This window comes from Rubritalea squalenifaciens DSM 18772 (genome assembly GCF_900141815.1).
Lineage (GTDB): Bacteria > Verrucomicrobiota > Verrucomicrobiia > Verrucomicrobiales > Akkermansiaceae > Rubritalea > Rubritalea squalenifaciens.
Genome location: NZ_FQYR01000004.1, coordinates 210,585 through 223,860, shown reverse-complemented (window position 1 = coordinate 223,860; position 13,276 = coordinate 210,585). Strand labels below are relative to the sequence as shown.

The following is a 13,276-nucleotide window of genomic DNA, read 5'->3' as shown; positions in this document are numbered from 1 at the left end:
CAGCCTATTAAATCAACTTGGCTTCTGCGCCAAACTACCAGGCGCTGATCGCCTGAAGCTCACTCATCCTCGCATCCAGATCAGCACGGCTAGCCTGCTGCAGTTTCTGAGTGGAGAATGCCTGGCAGGTGTAACTCGCCGTAATGGTACCGCGCACGATCCCCTGCTTCAGATCCTCAAACCCATATTCACTCTTGCCCAAGCTAGACAGGTAACCTGCCATACCACCCAGGAAAGCATCACCCGCGCCTGTCGGGTCAGCTACTTCACGCAGCGGCCATGCTGACAACCTAAAGAGAGACTGATCAGGTCCAAACAACATAGAGCCAAACTCTCCTAGTTTGATGATCACATATTTAGGACCTTTTTCTAACAAACGATCACCTGCAACTACCAAATTGGAAGTAGCCGCAAACTCCTGAGCTTCAGACTCGTTGATGACCAACACATCGATTCGCTTCATCACTTCATGCAGCCTCTCGTTGGCGATCTTGATCCACAGATCCATGGTATCCGCGATCACAAACCTGTCTTCGGCCTCGCACTGATCCAGCATTTGCAGCTGGTTATCAGGAGACATATTAGCCAACACTACGATCTTGCTGCTAGAAATCTCCTGCGGAATTTTCACCTCCCAACCCTCCAGCACGTTCAGAGCCACGTGATGAGTTTCTCGGGAGTTCATGTTATCAAAATACTCACCGGTCCAGGTGAAGGACTCCGCCTCAGATCGCTCGACACCAGTCAGAGTAATCCCATGACCAGAAAGCATATCCAGATGCTCCTGCGGGTAATCATGACCAATGATGCCTACTAGATTGACCTCATCAGCATAAAAGCTGGCAGCTAGGGATGCATATGCGGCTGAACCGCCCAACAAGTTCTCCCCCTCTGCGGTCGGGGTCTTTACGTTATCGATGGCAATCGTGCCTCCAATGATCACTGACATATCGTGTAGTTTGTTAAATGGTAAATTCGTTCAAATGAGCCCTGACCTCTGTCACAGCTCCGGCTACATCATCAGCCAGCAGTAGATCAGAAACGATGACTACTCTGCGCGCTCCGCTCTCCACCACCAGCTCAAGATTGTCACGCTTGATCCCGCCGATACAGAATACAGGGATCTCTTGCCCCACACTCTCCTGGACCGGCGTCACGTTCTCCAGTCCGATCCCTGGACGCCCCTTCTTAGTGGGTGTCGGAAATAATGGTCCAAAGCCGATGTAATCAAATCCCTCCTTGAGTGCCGCTTGAGCCTGCTCTGGAGAATGCGTGGAGCGCCCCACAATCATCGAATCACCAACGATCTCGCGTACAGCAGCAAGTGACCCGTCATCTTGCCCGATGTGCACCCCATCTGCACCGACTAACTGAGCGATTCTAGGAAAATCATTCACGATAAAGGGTATCTTCGCCTCACTGCAAAGAGGCAACACCTTGATTGCCAGATCTTGAATCTTTGATTCCTCAATCCCCTTTGCCCTCAACTGAAGCACATCCACACCTCCGCTTAGCAGAGACTTTGCCACGCAAAGCACATCCTCCTCAGCCACATAGCCAAGGTCTAGTATTCCGTAAATCCTAGCAGCTTGAATAAGTTCTTTCATGGTCATCCGCAGAGGTGTTCCTCATGATCTGCAAGCCGATCTATAGCAATCAGCTCTCATTACGAGAAAAAACTCCCGCCCAGCCATACTCATCTGAGCTCAGTGACTTTGACCTTGTTAGTTAAGTTATCTTGACTAACTGCATTTTTATACGACCGACACACGTTTCGTTCTTGCATAGCCAAGGGTGGAAACTTACCACCCTTCTAAGCAAATGGAAGATACACCCACACCTATAGCCGAAATCGATCACGGGCCATCCAAGTTCGAAGTATTTTTGGAAGAAAACCAGAAAAAACTCATCATCCTCGCGGTGGCAGTTTTCTTGGGCGTTCTTGCCTATGTATTCTTCAGCGGATACGGTGAAATGCAAGAGCAGCAGGCTAGCGCCAAAATGCAGACTGGCGAATATCAAGCCACTATCCAGGAATACCCGGGCACTAAGTCAGCAGCAGCAGCCACGATCTTCCTTGCCGATGAAAAGGCGCAAAGTTCTAACCAAGAAGGCATTGACCAACTCCAAGGCTTTGGAACTCAGTTCACCGACTATCCAGGCACACCATCTGCCACAGTGAGACTCGGACTGAGACTTCTTGACGAAGGCAAGACTGACGAGGCCGAGGCTCAGCTGAGCTCCGTTCTCGACTCCGAGGAAGCTGCCTACATCGCTCCTCTTGCCAAACTCGCCCTGGGCGACATCGCCCTCAAGAACGGAAACAAAGAAAAGGCCAAGACACTTTACACTGAAGTTAGCAAACTCGACCAAGACGGCTCCACTGAAGCTATCGACACATTTAGCGGCTTCATTTCACAAGCCAAAGCGCGTCTCAACCTGATGAACGCTAAGGCTCCCAGAGAAGTTCAGCCTAAGCCAGCCGTGACTCCGGCAGCTCCAGAAGCTGACAAAGCTGAGCCCGCTGAACAGCCTGCCACACCAGAAGCCAACGAGCAGCCACAAGAAGAAAAAGCTGCCGATACAGAGCAAGCAGACACTCCCGCAGATGCCGATAAAAACGCAACTCCGGAAGAAAATAGTACTCCAGAAGAAAATCAGGAAAAAAATTCACAAGTGAAGCCGTAGCGTGTATTGTAAGGCATTCATCAGTCTGTGAATATTTCATTCATTTTCTAGAAAGTTACGCCCCAATTCACTCAATCCAAACCGAACAAAATACAGTGTCAGTATTCAAAAAATATATCAGCAACCAGAACGAAGAGGGCCAGCAACAAAGCAACGCACAGGCGCCTGCTTCTTCTCAGTCTACCAAGCCCGCTGAGTCTCGTGCACCTCAGGCCAGTGCTCCAGCTGCTTCTTCACCTGCACCTAGCAGCAGCCCAGCTCCTCGCCAGACAAGCACTTCTCAACTCGCTGCTGGTAGTGGTCGTAACATGCTCAGCTCAGACGTTGAGATCAAAGGTCGCGTAAAATTCACCAATGATCTCGTGGTTGACGGCAAGATCGAAGGCGAAATCGACTCAGACGGCTCTCTTACCGTAGGCGAAAACGCTCGCGTCCGTGCAGAGATCCGCACTCGCTCAGTTGTCATCTACGGCAAGGTTCACGGCAATATCACCGTGACTGACCGTGTAGAGATCAAAGCCAACGCCGAACTCGTCGGCGACATCAAGGCCGCTACTCTCTCCATCGAAGCTGGAGCCATCTTTGTAGGTAAGTCAACTGTTGGCGCACCTAGCGCTGGCGCGGCTACACCAAGCAGCTCAGACAAGAAAGACTCGTCCGCCTCCTCATCAAAAAAGGACAAATTGGCCGCAGCGTCCTAGGCACCCCCACAGTCGCTGTCTCCAGGGTAGCGACCCCCTCCCTCCAAATGGCAAAGCCTAAAGGCAACGAGTCAGTACAGGAGACTAAGGACACTGAAAAGCCGGACGAACGGCCCACTAATCAGCTAGACCTAGATATCTGAACTTTTACGAAATCACCGGACACCTTACAGGGTTCGGTGATTTTTTTGGTATTCTTCACCAATCGGGATATTTAAAGTTGGAAAATCGCCCCCCACACCTATCTTACCGGCATGGCAACTACGTCCATCGACCTGAAAGAAGAAATCCTTCGCCTCAAGAAGGAGCGCAACGCCGTCATCCTGGCCCACAACTACCAAGTGGGAGAAATCCAGGACATCGCAGACTATGTAGGAGACTCCCTTGGCCTTGCCTATAAGGCGCAGGAAACCGATTGCGATGTAATCGCATTCTGCGGCGTTCATTTCATGGCCGAGACAGCCAAGATCCTCAACCCAGACAAGACAGTCGTTCTTCCTGACAAGGATGCTGGCTGCTCCCTCGAGCAGTCTTGCCCAGCCGATCAGCTTGAAGCCTTCCTTAAAGAGAATGCCGAGAAGAACTACTACGTAATCGCCTACATCAACTGCTCTGCTGGCGTGAAAGCTTTGTGCGACGTGATTTGCACCTCTGGAAACGCAGTCAAAATCGTCAATAACGCTCCAGAAGACCGACCAATCCTTTTCGTACCAGACGCCAACCTTGGCGCCTGGGTCATGGAGCAAACTGGCCGTAAAATGGATTTATGGCAGGGCTCATGTTACGTACACGTCGAGTTCACCCGCGACTCCATCAACAAGATCAAAGAAGAATATCCTGATGCACTTGTAGTCGCCCACCCTGAGTGCACTACAGCGGTTCGCCTCCTTGCTGACGAAGTCTGCTCCACGGAGAAGATGGTAGACTACTGCAAGAATGCCCCAGTAAAGAACATCATCGTGGTGACGGAATCCGGCATGCTGCACAGGCTGCAGAAGGAAGCACCAGACAAGAACTTGATCGCTGGACCAACTGACAAGTGCGCCTGCAACGACTGCCGCTACATGAAAATGAACACCATGGAAAAGCTTCGCAACTGCCTCAGAGACTTGGCTCCCACCGTGGAGATGCCTGAGAAAGTCCGAGCCAGAGCAGAGGCCCCGATCCTCAGAATGCTCGAGCAGTCCAAGTAATTTGCATTTTCAGAACTTTGTATTAAGGTCTCCCGCATTCCAGCAGGAGACCTTTTCTCGTTAATAGAGAGGAATTTATATGACAGTATAGTCAAATACACATTTCCGGCTTTGCATTCCGCTAATTAGACGAGAGAATCCCCCCCGACCCGCCATATCCCTATGAAATCATTGCTAAAACTAAGCTTCCTCCTTCTCATGTCAGCCGCCACGCATGCGGCCGTTGAGGTCAATGCTATTGCAGCCAAAGTGAATGGCCGCGTGGTCACCAAGAACGAGGTATCTTTTCTTCTTTCCCCTGTGAGATCCTATCTCACCACTAAATACCCTCGCGAGACCGCCGAGTACTACAAAGAGCTTAAGAAAGCTAAAGATAAAGTTCTCGAAGAATTGATCGAACGCGAGCTAGCGATCCACGCCTTCAAAGAAATGAAGGCCCAGATCCCTGATCACATTCTCGATTCCGAAATCCGCCGCAAGATCCGCAGTGACTTCAATGGTAGCGATTCACAGTTCCGCGACGCCCTGAAGAAGCAAGGCATCAGCTACAACAAATTCAAGGATCTAACCCGCCGCAAACTTATTGTCCAGGCCATGCGCGCCCAGCAATTCGCCGATATTGCACCACCTACTCCCACGGAACTCCGTAAAGAGTACAACAAGATCGCACCTAAGCTCAGAGACACCTCCAAGGACAAATGCGATTTTGAGAAAATGTACATCCCGATGATTGATCAGGACAACCTTGCAGCGACTCCAGAGTCACAGCTCAAGCTTGCCGAAGATTTGATCAAACAACTCAAGGAAGGTGCTGACTTTGCCGAGCTCGCCAAGAAGCACTCCAAGGATGCCTTTGCTCAAGATGGCGGCAAGCAGGAAGATGTTGCCCGAGTTGACCTCAACCCAGGTATTGCGATGATGATCTTCGAGAATCCAGAGAATACAATTCTCGGGCCACTCAAAGACGGCCGAGGCTACCACATCATCCGCTGCACCAAACAACACCTTGGACCAACCCCTTCACTCAACGACAAGCAAGTACGCCGTGTTGTGGAGTCCAATGTACGCCGCGAAAAATCCTCTGCACGTTACGAGCGCTGGATCACCCGCCTCAAGCGTCACGCCATGATCAAGCGCAACATGTAGTCTCGTTAGACAACGTATCTTTTCCCAGAAGCCCGCCAGCACTTGGCGGGCTTTTTTTATACCTCAACTTAAGCCTCGCTGGGCACACCTTGAAGCTTCTGCAAAGCCTGATACTTGGACTTCAGGCTACTGGCCCCAGTAAAGGCCTTACGGATTCTTTCCAAGCGCTCGTGCACGGAATCACGCAATTCCCCACAGCCAGAGACCTTGGTCTGCACTTTTCGTTTTCTAGACATGAGACCGAGTTTACACCCGATCTGCTTTTACGCTAGCGGCTGCTTGCACACGACTAGCGCTTGCTTGCCTCAAAGAGCTGCACAATTGCCTCCATGTCCCCGTCTTCAAATTCGGTAGCAGGAATCCAGATATATTGCTTTTTGTCCTGATAAATCAATAGTCCCTTCTTGCGCTGAACTACCTCTAGGAAAGCACTCCACTCCACCTTGGCAGCACCCGCTTTACCTTTCATATCCACACCTTCGCGATCAAACTTGTAGACTACTTTCCCGGCATAGGCTGGATGCTTACGCAATTGGCGCTCATGCCACATCTGCCACACCATGGGCCTGACAAAGCCAAAACACCCCACTGTGATGAGAAAAGCGGCAATCAGATTGGATTTACCCTCAGCCCCAGGAGCATACCAGAGCACACCAGTAAGAATGGCAGCAAAGCACACCAGCGCCCTGACAAGTAACCACCACTTCCAGCGATGTAGCAGGTGCTGCATGTAAGCACCATGCTGGGTCGTGCCGTTAAAGTTTGTCTCAATGCGGATGAAGTCCTTCATAACTGGTAAAGAAAAAGCCACGCCTTTCTCTAGGAAAGACGTAGCTTATCAAGAATAATTTATTCCAAGTAAGGCTTATGCCTTAGGAATGGATGGAAGAGATGCCGCAGCAACAGCCTGGCCGTGACGCTTCATCTTCTCATCTGGCTGAGTGATGTTGATCTGCTCAGCAAGCTCAGGGAACTCAAGCTCAAGAACCTTCTTAGCTCCGTCGATCATGACCTGACCACCTTCACCGGATGTTACACGGCCCATGATGATGAGAGTACCGATGTGGTAGAACTCAGCGTAGTGAGCGATCGCGTAACCGAAGCAAGTACCGATAGTCTCGTAGATCTTGCGTGCACGCTCGTCACCTTCAGCCATGGCCTTCTGTACTTCCACAAGCTGCTCAGGGAAAGGCATGTCACCGAAGTCGAAACCTGCTTTAGGAGCAAGACGGGCTACACCCTGCTGGCAGAAGAACTGCACGCCGCAGCCTTCGTCGCCTGACCACTCGTCCACTGGACCACCGTCGCGGTAGTCAACTGGAGCGAACGCAAGCTCGTTGATCTGAGTAGTTACGTTACCCTGTGGGTCTACGTAACCAACAGCCTCGGAAGTACCCATGGCTACACCGAGAACGGAGTTCGTATCCATGGTGATAGAACCAGCAAGCGCGGTCACTTCACCGTCGTTGATGACTTCGAAAGGCACGCCTGGGTACTCAGCACCTGCGATGTCCTTGAACATTGGGACAACTACCTCTTCAAAAACCTTCTTGTCCTTAATACCACGGAACAGGGAAGCGATACGCACTTCGTTGTTGATGTATACACCAGCGGAGGAACCACCGATGGCATCAACGCTTGGAAGGTGCTCAGCAGCCTTCTTGAGGGAATCAATGATACCTTCACGCTGGTAGCTTGGATCTTCCTGGAAGTATGGATCCCATGGGATTTCTGTGGAGAAAACAACTTCACCGTTTACAACTGCGGCACACTTACGGTCGGAACCACCAAGGTCGAAACCGATGCGATTACCGTCAAGATTGCGGCCGAGTGGTGCTGCTGGGCTGTTTTGCTCAGGAATTTCGTCGAGTGATACTGCCTTCACTTCGATGAACTGGCCGAACATGCCTTTACCGACGATGTCCCAGTCAAACTTGCGAGCACCAGTCTCAGAGTAGATATCACCGAGAGCCTTAGCAAGGTCGTCGTTACCTGCGATGTAGACAGTGCAACCGCCCTGAGCCCAGAGCATGAACTTAACAAGACGCTCTACGTACTTGAGGTTAAGAGCTACATTCTCACCTTCGTGGCTGAGGATCTGGACATCTTTACGGAACACAGTGCCATCGAGACGGCCAACTGCGATCTTGAGCTCGGTAGCACCAGCATCAGCTGCTACTTGTTCTCTATAGGCTGCGTTCCAGAGGACAGCAGGCACGAAACCCTCGTCGAGGACTGGTGTTACTTTTGGTTCGATATTCATATTAGTGTGTAAAATTCTGTATTAAGAGTGTTTACGCTGCGGAGTGGCGCCCGCTTCATAATAGCAACTAACTTGCCAAGCAAAGGGTAAAATCGGCACTAGGGTGTCATATTTCAACAGAATGTGCCGTTTTCAGTGCACAGATGGCGAAACAGCCACATAGTCCACTTGCATTATCCTCATGAAATGAGCAACAATGCGCCCGACCTCGCATGAGCCAGACTAAATCCATGCCCACTGACTCCTCCATTCAAGTGACTCCCTCACCTCTTCAGGTACCGGAGCACGTAGCCATCATTATGGACGGCAACGGTCGCTGGGCAAACCAGCGCGGCCTTCCACGTGCAGCGGGCCACCGTGCCGGCGCCGAATCAGTCCGCAGAGCCGTTGAAGCCTGCAAGCGCTACCACATCAAATACCTTACTCTCTATGCATTTTCCTCGGAAAACTGGAAACGCCCGGAGTCTGAGATCAAAGCCCTCATGAGTCTGCTGCAGCGCTTCCTCAAGGAGAAGACTAAGGAGATGGTTAAACAGAATGTCCGCCTCCGCACCATTGGTCGCATCGACATGCTCCCGGAAGACACCAGGAAACAACTCGATAAAGCACTGAAGCAAACCGAGAACAATACGGAGCTCACCGTGACTCTAGCACTCTCCTATGGTTCCAGAGAAGAAATCGTCGATGCCACCAAGGCCATTGCCAAAGATGTGGCCGGCGGCAAACTCGATCCGGACACTATCGACAACGCGACTTTCAAAAACTACCTCTACGCCCCCGACCAACCCGACCCAGATCTCCTCATCCGCACCTCTGGAGAGCTAAGACTCTCTAACTTCCTTCTCTGGCAGCTCAGCTATGCCGAAATCTTTGTCCTGGACAAGTTCTGGCCAGATTTCAACGAGGAAGACATGCACGCCGCAGTGCAAGAGTACTCCAAACGCCACCGCAGATTCGGTGCGATTTAACTTTTGTAGTTTATGTCCGCAGACACCCAAGAACGCACACTCCTTCTCGTAGACCCAGACCACGATTATCTCGACTGGGCCACGAAACATTTGGAGGCGGACGACGTACGCATCCTCCGCTGTGATAATGCGGACAACGCACTCAAGGTTTGCCAGAAGACTAACGTAGAGCTCGTCATTGCAGACATCGCGATCCAGCCATTTGACGGCATCCAGCTGCTCACCCAGTTGCGTGCCTCCAATCCAGACATCTTGGTCATCCTCACCGCAGGCTTCCCTGGCACTCCACAGATCATCAATGCCACCCAGCAAGGTGCACATGACATCATCCGTAAAGAGTCACTCACCTTCGAGTTAAGAAGTGTGGTCGAGTCCGCCTGGCAGGTTATCGAAAACCGTCGCTCAGCAGGCGAACACAAGCAAACCGTGCCGGAAACTACTGGCCGCCTTCAAGTGATCGGTGTTTCACGTGCTTTTCAAGACGTCTTCAAGACTGTCGGCCGCGTAGCTCGTACAGACGCTCCCGTCCTGATCTATGGTGAAAGTGGCACGGGTAAGGAACTCGTGGCCAACGCCATTCACGAGTACAGCCCTCGCCGAGGCAAGGAAATGGTCGCACTGAACTGCGGCGCCATCCCAGACAATCTCTTGGAGTCAGAACTCTTCGGCCACGAGAAGGGCTCCTTCACGGGTGCCGCCGCCCGCCGCCAAGGCCGCTTCGAGCAATGCGATGGGGGCACCCTTTTCCTGGACGAAATTGGCGACATGCCTCTCCCCGTCCAGGTAAAGCTGCTTCGTGTGCTGCAGGAAGGAACCTTCTCACGCGTGGGCGGAAACGAGACTCTCAGCAGTGACGTGAGAATCGTCGCCGCCACGAACAAGAACTTAGCCGAGGAAGTACAGGCCGGTCGTTTCCGTGAAGATCTTTATTACCGCCTAAACGTCGTGGAGCTCAACTTGCCACCACTCCGTGAGCGTAAAGAAGACATCCCTCTTCTCGCTGAATTTTTCCTCCGCAAAATCACGCGTAAGAATGGCATGGCCCGCCTCCGTCTGTCCGGGGAAGCGATCGCCCTGCTCCAGTCCCATCATTGGCCGGGTAACGTGCGTGAACTGGAAAACACCATGGCTCGAGCAGCAGCCCTGGCCACCTCAGACGTCCTGCTAGGTGACGACATCCCTCTGGGTCGTTCACTCCAAAAGCAAGCAGATGTGCGCACCATACTTGGTCAGCTGCTCGCCTCTGCACCGGAAGACACAGACATCCCGGAATGGATCAACAAGCGCTTGATCGATTATGCCTTGGAAGTCTCTGAAGGCGACATCTCTAAAGCGGCCAAGACTCTCAACACAGACAAGTCCTTCTTCTCCAAGAAAGACTAAGTTTGGGAATCCGAATAATCCTTGGCCGCCATTTTACGCAGCCATTTGGGCAGGTTTTTCCAAATGGCATGAAACCCATAGCCGCCATAAATCATTTCCTCGAGAGCTGCATCATATTTCCAGCCCTGCTGCTCGATTCTATAGAGGGCACACATGGCACCCGTCCTATCCGATCCGTGATAGCAATGAATCAAATAAGGCGCTCCATTCTGCTGCGCCATTTGTGCCAGAAATTTCTCTGCCGTAGACTCATCCGGCATCCACGTTAAGGTTGGATAGTGGACACCTTTCAAGAAGCTTCCCTCCAGCAGCCTATCGTCCTTGGAAAAGAAACGGAGATTGATCACCGTTTTGATGCCCATCTTCTCCAGATTCCTCATCCCTTCCTTACTCGGTTGAGCACTCCGATATAGAGAGTCAGATACCTTGTACAAATTCGGCACTCCCTCCACCTGAATCTTCTGAGCCCAGTTTGCAGGCCTATCCCCTGACTCAGGCTCCACCACGGAGCAGGAACACATAACAGAAGAAACCAAGAGAGCGAGCCACCACTTAAACATGGCTCCATTCAAGATCAGCTTGTCCCCTAGCTCAACACCAAACAGCTGCCTTGCCCTGGGCCTAATCAGACTCTATCATCTTTGCTGAACAAAAACCTTCACATGTCCGCACCCCAGATACTCAACCACCCCGTTATCGATGATTACATGGCGAAACTGCGCTACAAGGAATGCTCTCCTGAAGATTTCCGGCGCTTCGTACGTCAGATAGCGATGCTCATGGTCCCCTACGCTACGAGTAATCTCCCCACCAGGAGCTGTTCGGTGGATACCCCGCTGGAAACGGCATCGACCCGCGTACTCGATGAACCGCTCATACTCTGCCCCATACTGAGAGCCGGGTTAGGTCTACTTGATGGCTTTCTCACTCTCCTCCCTCAGGCATCCGTCGCCCATATTGGACTGGCTAGAAATGAAGAGACCCTCACGCCTGAACCTTATTACTTCAACTGCCCCTCCAGGCTCTCCGAGGCTGAGGTGATCGTCCTGGATCCCATGCTGGCGACCGGTGGGTCTGCCTCTGAGGCGATCAGCGAACTCAAAAAACACGGAGCGAAGAAACTACGTTTTGTCTGTATCGTTGCCGCCCCCGAGGGACTAGACACCTTACAATCAAATCACCCCGACGTCCCCATCCTTGCAGCCAACTTAGATAGAGGCCTCAATGAGCATGGTTACATCCTTCCCGGCCTTGGCGACGCAGGTGACAGAATTTTCGGTACGGAAGCCTAAAACGATGCCTAACGACAGATAGTGTCATGCAAGCTACCGCTGGGCAGCCTAGGCTTGCATTATCCCGTGGATCTGCCTATACCCCGCGCCAACAGCCCTAGCCCCAAGAGGCACACCTAATTTACTTACCTACACCATGTTCCGTAAAACCAGTATTATCATTACTCTCGGCCCAGCAACTGACTCACCAGAGCGTCTGGACCAACTCATCGAGGCTGGCGTCAACGTATTCCGTCTCAATATGTCCCACGCCCAGCACGACTGGTGCCGTGAAGTCGTCCACAACATCCGCAAGATTGCAGAAGAGCGTGGTAAGCACGTGGCTGTTCTTTTCGACCTCCAGGGACCATCCATCCGTACCGGCGACCTCGAAGCTCCTTATGAACTTCAAATTGGTGACCGCTTCGAAATCCGCCGTCAGGGCACTGAGCCAACTATCCCATACTCCACCACAGTCAACTATGAGGGAATGATGGATGACGTTTCCGCTGGCGCTACCCTCGTGGTAGACAACGGCACCATGCTCATGCGCATCGAAGAGAAGAACGATAACAACCTCATCTGTGAAGTTCTTACTGCGGGCAAGATCGGCAACCGCCGCCACATCAACCTTCCAGGTACACGCCTCAACCTCCCGGCACTTACCGAAAAGGATCACAAGGACCTCTCTCTCGCTGTCGAGTGTAAGGCTGACTACATCGCCGGTTCCTTTGTTCGTGACGCAGCTCACGTAAACGAGCTTCGTGAAGAAATGACCAAACTCGGTGGTGCTTCACAAATCGTTTCCAAGGTGGAAGACCAAGAGGCCGTCAAGAACATCGACGATATTATAATCGCTTCCGATATCATCATGATCGCTCGTGGTGACCTCGGTATCGAAGTGCACGTTGAAGAGCTTCCAATCATCCAGCGCCGCATCACCAAGCGCTGTCACGCTCTTGGTCGCCGCGTGATCGTTGCAACTCACATGCTTGAGTCCATGATCACCAACCCGACTCCAACTCGTGCAGAAGTCACAGACGTATCTACAGCAGTTTACGAGGAAGCCGATGCGATCATGCTTTCTGGTGAAACTTCCGTAGGTGAGCACCCGATCCGCTGTGTTGAGACTCTCGACCGCATCGCACGCCGCATGGAGCAATCAGGTTCTATCGGTAATGCTGAACTCGCTATCCTCGAGACAGACAAGCAGAAGGTTGTTAAAGCCGCTGTTGGTCTTGCTGACTCCATTCCTAATGCCGAGCTCGTGGTCTTCACCAAGCGTGGCGTCATGGCTACACAAGCCGCTCTACTTCGTCCGAAGGCAAACATCTACGCCTTCGCACCAGAGTCCGCTACTTGCCGCAAGCTCGCCCTTGCACGCGGCATCGAGCCAAACGTCCTTCCTTTCTACGACGAGCCTCTCAACACCATCAACCACGCTGTTGATTACCTGAAAGACAAAGGTCTCGTTAAAGACGGCACACCACTCGTTGTGCTTTCAGACGTTCTGCGTAAGAAGGAAATGGTTGATTCCATCCTTCTCATCCACGCATAAGGAACTTTCTTTTTATCTATAAGCTCCGTCCACACCATGGGACGGAGCTTTTTTTATGCACTGAGTTAAGCAGAATTAACCTGTAGACCTGAGATCATTCTAACG

14 protein-coding genes are annotated in these 13,276 nt (G+C 51.9%); 8 read left to right on the top strand and 6 right to left on the bottom strand.

The window, feature by feature from the left end:
- Nucleotides 1–34: 34 nt before the first annotated feature.
- Both BUB27_RS11195 and thiE read right to left on the bottom strand, forming a co-directional pair.
- The gene (locus BUB27_RS11195; RefSeq protein WP_143183936.1) at nucleotides 35–949 is read right to left on the bottom strand and encodes a PfkB family carbohydrate kinase; all 915 of its coding nucleotides are present in this window, start codon (nucleotides 947–949) and stop codon (nucleotides 35–37) included.
- A 13-nt stretch (nucleotides 950–962) separates the two neighbouring features.
- Complete coding sequence (gene thiE, locus BUB27_RS11190) at nucleotides 963–1,607, bottom strand: thiamine phosphate synthase (RefSeq protein ID WP_143183935.1); 645 nt, start codon at nucleotides 1,605–1,607, stop codon at nucleotides 963–965.
- A gap of 214 nt (nucleotides 1,608–1,821) precedes the next feature.
- Here thiE and BUB27_RS11185 point away from each other — a divergent pair, with 214 nt between their 5' ends.
- The 4 genes from BUB27_RS11185 (at nucleotide 1,822) to BUB27_RS11170 (ending at nucleotide 5,728) form a co-directional block, all read left to right on the top strand.
- Nucleotides 1,822–2,688, top strand: coding sequence for a tetratricopeptide repeat protein (locus BUB27_RS11185; protein WP_143183934.1), 867 nt, complete (start codon nucleotides 1,822–1,824; stop codon nucleotides 2,686–2,688).
- Nucleotides 2,689–2,783: 95 nt separating this feature from the next.
- Nucleotides 2,784–3,389 (top strand): bactofilin family protein, encoded by a 606-nt coding sequence (locus BUB27_RS19110; protein WP_234991739.1) that lies wholly within the window; start codon nucleotides 2,784–2,786, stop codon nucleotides 3,387–3,389.
- Nucleotides 3,390–3,643: 254 nt separating this feature from the next.
- Nucleotides 3,644–4,582, top strand: coding sequence for a quinolinate synthase NadA (gene nadA, locus BUB27_RS11175; protein ID WP_143183933.1), 939 nt, complete (start codon nucleotides 3,644–3,646; stop codon nucleotides 4,580–4,582).
- Nucleotides 4,583–4,744: 162 nt separating this feature from the next.
- A complete protein-coding gene (locus tag BUB27_RS11170) occupies nucleotides 4,745–5,728 on the top strand; it encodes a peptidylprolyl isomerase (RefSeq protein ID WP_143183932.1) in 984 nt (327 codons plus the stop codon).
- 68 nt (nucleotides 5,729–5,796) lie between these two features.
- Here the strand turns inward: BUB27_RS11170 and BUB27_RS18915 are convergent, their stop codons facing one another.
- From BUB27_RS18915 to BUB27_RS11160, 3 genes are all read right to left on the bottom strand, one after another.
- Nucleotides 5,797–5,964, bottom strand: a complete 168-nt coding sequence (locus BUB27_RS18915; RefSeq protein ID WP_159434922.1) for a hypothetical protein — start codon at nucleotides 5,962–5,964, stop codon at nucleotides 5,797–5,799.
- Nucleotides 5,965–6,017: 53 nt separating this feature from the next.
- The gene (locus tag BUB27_RS11165) at nucleotides 6,018–6,518 is read right to left on the bottom strand and encodes a YcxB family protein (RefSeq protein ID WP_143183931.1); all 501 of its coding nucleotides are present in this window, start codon (nucleotides 6,516–6,518) and stop codon (nucleotides 6,018–6,020) included.
- Nucleotides 6,519–6,593: 75 nt separating this feature from the next.
- A complete protein-coding gene (locus BUB27_RS11160) occupies nucleotides 6,594–7,991 on the bottom strand; it encodes an ROK family protein (RefSeq protein ID WP_143183930.1) in 1,398 nt (465 codons plus the stop codon).
- A gap of 212 nt (nucleotides 7,992–8,203) precedes the next feature.
- On the opposite strand from BUB27_RS11160, the gene uppS reads away from it, so the two are divergent.
- Together uppS and BUB27_RS19225 are read left to right on the top strand one after the other, a co-directional pair.
- Nucleotides 8,204–8,959: an undecaprenyl pyrophosphate synthase gene (gene uppS / locus BUB27_RS11155; RefSeq protein WP_234991738.1), complete on the top strand. Its 756-nt coding sequence runs from the start codon at nucleotides 8,204–8,206 to the stop codon at nucleotides 8,957–8,959.
- 12 nt (nucleotides 8,960–8,971) lie between these two features.
- The gene (locus BUB27_RS19225) at nucleotides 8,972–10,342 is read left to right on the top strand and encodes a sigma-54-dependent transcriptional regulator (protein WP_143183929.1); all 1,371 of its coding nucleotides are present in this window, start codon (nucleotides 8,972–8,974) and stop codon (nucleotides 10,340–10,342) included.
- Here BUB27_RS19225 and BUB27_RS11145 read toward each other — a convergent pair.
- Nucleotides 10,339–10,902 carry a fused DSP-PTPase phosphatase/NAD kinase-like protein gene (locus BUB27_RS11145; protein WP_143183928.1) on the bottom strand — a complete coding sequence of 188 codons (564 nt, stop codon included), beginning with the start codon at nucleotides 10,900–10,902 and terminating at the stop codon, nucleotides 10,339–10,341. The two genes, BUB27_RS19225 and BUB27_RS11145, sit on opposite strands and share 4 nt — an antisense overlap.
- A 102-nt stretch (nucleotides 10,903–11,004) precedes the next feature.
- Here BUB27_RS11145 and upp point away from each other — a divergent pair, with 102 nt between their 5' ends.
- The gene (gene upp, locus BUB27_RS11140; RefSeq protein ID WP_143183927.1) at nucleotides 11,005–11,634 is read left to right on the top strand and encodes a uracil phosphoribosyltransferase; all 630 of its coding nucleotides are present in this window, start codon (nucleotides 11,005–11,007) and stop codon (nucleotides 11,632–11,634) included.
- 136 nt (nucleotides 11,635–11,770) lie between these two features.
- Nucleotides 11,771–13,171: a pyruvate kinase gene (pyk, locus tag BUB27_RS11135; RefSeq protein ID WP_143183926.1), complete on the top strand. Its 1,401-nt coding sequence runs from the start codon at nucleotides 11,771–11,773 to the stop codon at nucleotides 13,169–13,171.
- The last annotated feature ends 105 nt before the right edge of the window (nucleotides 13,172–13,276 follow it).